General features: G+C 59.1%; 1 protein-coding gene. It reads right to left on the bottom strand.

Annotation, left to right across the window (positions count from 1 at the left end; all coding sequences use genetic code 11):
• Positions 1–188: 188 nt before the first annotated feature.
• On the bottom strand, positions 189–1262 hold the full coding sequence (locus AC07DW_RS34310) for a prenyltransferase (protein ID WP_478861503.1): 1074 nt from the start codon (positions 1260–1262) through the stop codon (positions 189–191).
• Between the last annotated feature and the right edge of the window lie 510 nt (positions 1263–1772).

Here is a 1772-nt window from a genome sequence, read left to right as displayed (position 1 = left end):
CCCTCTGGCGCCGCACCCACCAGACCCGCGCCCGCCAAAGCCATCACGCCACCCGCGACCGCAGAGACCGCAACCGCGACTCACGGCTGTAGTACAGGGGATGCAGTATCGCGCCGGCCCTTCGGGAGGGTTTCAGCACCGAGACCGAGGTCCTTGTCCGCCCTGACCACCCTCAAACGCAAGTAGTCTTACGGGTCCTTCAGGGTGGTCCTCTTTTTCAGCGCAAGCACGATCTGAGCGGTGAGCAGTACTACACTCAAGACAGTCAAGAGCAAGCTCGACCGCTTGACCAGCTCCGTGTTGTCCGCGGCAAATACCTGGGTCCCGAGCCCCACGACAGCAGTAAGAGCTACGACGCCAATGTGCGTAGACGCCCAGAACGGTACTGCCTCCCCGATCGGCTGAGCGGTGCGCAGCTCAGTCAGCAGGCGGCGGGCGATCGCTATGGAGAGCAGCGAACTGCTGCAAATAAATGCGGCCGTATACCATGACATCGTGCCGACGATCATCATGATGATGATCAGCCCGTAGGCTACAAACTGTGCACCAATGTAGAGCATGACTGTAGCGGTTGGCTTCAAAATAGTCGCGAGGGTCCGCTTCCCGACGATCGCATCACCGTCCCGGTCTGACATGTTCATCAAGGACATTCGCACCGTCTGCAGAATAAAGATGGGACCTATGACAGCAACGAGGGCACCGGATACCGCTGCACCCTGCTGCAAAAATGCCACAAGCGGCCAAATCACAGTGATCACCGCTGCGCAGGTCACTTCTCCCAGCCCTCGGTAGTTTAGGCGCAGTGGTGTAGCCGTGTAGAACCAGGCGAGTCCGATGCCGATTAGTGCGACAATGCGACCGGGCCCTGATATGTAGATACTGACAATCAGCAGATCGAGAAGAAGGAGTATAAGTGCCGCAGTGATACTGGTAACTGGTTTCAGGGTGCCATCGACAAGCACTCTGCTGCCACCCGTCCAAGCAGTGGGAGCGGGGTTGGCAGTGTCTGCGGCGAGGTCGTAGTATTCATTGCAGTAGTGCGTCATGAGATGTGTGCACCACGAAAAAGCTAGCGCAGTTATCCAGGCGTACACGCTGAAGCGATGGGTCTGAGTAACTGCTGCCAGCGTACCGAGCGCAGTAAAGACAAAGCTGTAGACGAGAAATTTCGGCCGCCCGAGACGCACGAATGCCCGAATTTTTATTCTTATGCCCTCCCGGCGTCCGGCAGGGCGGGGTATGGATTGCTGAGCGGCTGACATGACAGCCTCCCTACAACGATGTCCAATCAGGGAGCCGCATGCCGAATATCGCCGCCAGATTCACTGCCCGGGGATGTCTGGTCTGCTGCAGCCTCATGACAGAACGTGTAGCTCCGTCGACCATATGTGCATCTCAACATGCCAGCAGTGATGCCGACGTGTCCCGCCTGTCCTTCACGGCGAGGTATTTCTTTTATGTTATCCCTCGTTGGATTGGCCCGCCAACGTGTGCCGCACTGCGGAAAACTGCATGGTTCCGGGCTGCACGTGAGGTTCGAGGGTTCGGCGTCTGCGTTGCTCGTAGTGGATGTGTCGGGCGAGGGCTGGGTGGGCGCGGCGACACAGGGACTGGGCGGCGATCACAGTGGGTTGGGGTTGCGTCTGCGGAGCGGTGGGAAAAAGGGCTTGCCGCGGGAGGGCGGATTCGCACGATCGTCGCAACGTTGCAGGTCTCATGCTGTCAGAGCGGCGGTGAATAGCTCGGCCGGGGTCCGCCATCCCAGCGTCTTT

This window comes from Streptomyces sp. NPDC045701 (assembly GCF_056432045.1).
The sequence above is the reverse complement of the archived record's forward strand: the minus strand, read 5'-3'. Positions and strand labels throughout refer to the sequence as shown.

Excerpts from the sequence above, each read along its gene's own strand:
- AC07DW_RS34310 (WP_478861503.1), bottom strand. The coding sequence starts at position 1,262 with ATGTCAGCCGCTCAGCAATCCATACCCCGCCCTGCCGGACGCCGGGAG.